Origin of the sequence: Candidatus Protofrankia californiensis, assembly GCF_900634765.1 — a bacterium.
GTDB lineage: Bacteria > Actinomycetota > Actinomycetes > Frankiales > Frankiaceae > Protofrankia > Protofrankia californiensis.
Genome location: NZ_CAAAFT010000168.1, coordinates 5,673 through 7,343 on the forward strand (window position 1 = coordinate 5,673; position 1,671 = coordinate 7,343).

The following is a 1,671-nucleotide window of genomic DNA, read 5'->3' on the forward strand; positions in this document are numbered from 1 at the left end:
CGCGTGGCTCTGGCCGACGACGGTCTCGCCGACCGCGGCGTCCGCGGACGGGTGCAGGTAGCCGGAGACGTACCGGGCCGGCAGGCCGGCGGCCCGCAGCAGGACCAGGGCCAGGTGGGCGAAGTCCTGGCAGACGCCTTCACCCCGCTGCCACGCCTCCACCGCGGACGTGTGCACGCCGGTCATGCCGGGCCGGTAGGTCAGGCGCTGCCGGATCCATTCGCCGACGGCCGGAACGAACTCGGCCGGGGTGTGGTGGTGCGCGGCGAGTTCGCGGGCCGCGTCGGCAAGCTCCGGATGGTCCGGAGCGAACCGGCTCGGGCGGATGAACTCGACGAACCGGTCCGTGACCGGCTCGTCGGCAAGGGCCTGCCAGCTCGGCCCACTGTCCGGTCTCGGCCGGGCGGAGGCGGTCCGGACCACCGACCGGCCGGTGACGACGAGCTCGGTGTGCGGGGTGTGGACGTCGAACGCGGTGACCTGTGTGCCCCAGTAGTCCCAGTAACGGTAGGTGGCCGCGGCCGGTTCGGTACGCACGCTCGCTTCGAGGGTGAGCTGGCCGGAGGCGGTCTGCGGGATGATCCGGGCCTCGTTGTACGAGGAGATCACCGGGGCTGCGTACCGGTAGCCGGTGGAGTGCTCGATCCGGATCTGCCAGCTCACCGATCCGCCTTCACGCCGGTACTGCCTTCACATCCGCCGTCATGCGGTGCCGCCTTCATGCCCGCCCTCATGTCCGGCTTCATGCCGGTACCTCCGTTGTCCAGGAGCGGGGCGCATCGCGGGTGAAGTAGCGGTGCGTGACCGCCTCGCTGACCGTGGAGCAGGTGCGTTGCAGGGATACCAGCAGGTCGGGCATGTCGTCGACCAGTTCGTCCACGCTGCGGAATTCAAGTTCGGTGCGGGCCCGCCCGACGATGCGGCGGGCCATGTCGTCCACGGTGAACCGGGCCTCGCGGCGGGTGCCGTCGAGCTCGGCCAGGATCTGTTCGGCCATGGACAGCGACCAGTACACCGACCGCGGGAACAGCCGGTCCAGCAGCAGGAACTCGGCGACGCGCGCGGCGTCCACAGCCCGCCGGTAGGTCCGCAGGTACGCCTCGTGCGCTCCGCAGGACCGCAGCAGGCTCACCCAGCTCTGGGCCGCGGGATCCTCGCTGATGCTCGACGACAGTAGCCGGGCGGTCATGTCGACCCGCTCGAGGCTGCGCCCCAGGATGAGGAAGCGCCATCCGTCGTCGCGGGCGAGGGTGGCGTCGACCAGGCCCGCGAGCATTGCCGTCCGCTCCCTGATGTACCGGAAGAAGACATGCGGGCCGAGCCGGCGCGCGAGCTGTTCGGAGTGCGGCAGGTCGTTCCAGGTCGCGTTCAGGCACTCCCAGACCTCGCTGGACACGACGTCGCGGGCGCCGCGGGCGTTCTCCCTGGCCGCGCAGACCGCGCCGGTGATGCTGGACGGGTTGCCCGGGTCGAACGCGAGCAGTTCGGTGACCTGCCGTGAATCCGCGGTGACTTCAGGTGCGGACATTCCCATGACGGCCAGCAGTTCCCGGCCGGCTGAGGCCTCGTCCAGCCACGGGTCCTCCAGCACCCGTTGGACGTGGACGTCGAGGATGCGGGCGGTGTGTTCGGCGCGTTCGGAGTAGCGGCCGATCCAGAACAGCGATTCGG

General features: G+C 70.7%; 2 protein-coding genes. Both read right to left on the bottom strand.

Annotation, left to right across the window (positions count from 1 at the left end; genetic code table 11):
- Window positions 1-663, bottom strand: a 663-nt coding sequence (locus DD1DGNOD_RS09460; protein ID WP_131769924.1) for a transglutaminase family protein, incomplete at its 3' end; no start/stop codon positions are given.
- A gap of 79 nt (window positions 664-742) precedes the next feature.
- The coding region (locus DD1DGNOD_RS09465; protein WP_131769922.1) for an alpha-E domain-containing protein at window positions 743-1,671 on the bottom strand (929 nt) is incomplete at its 5' end.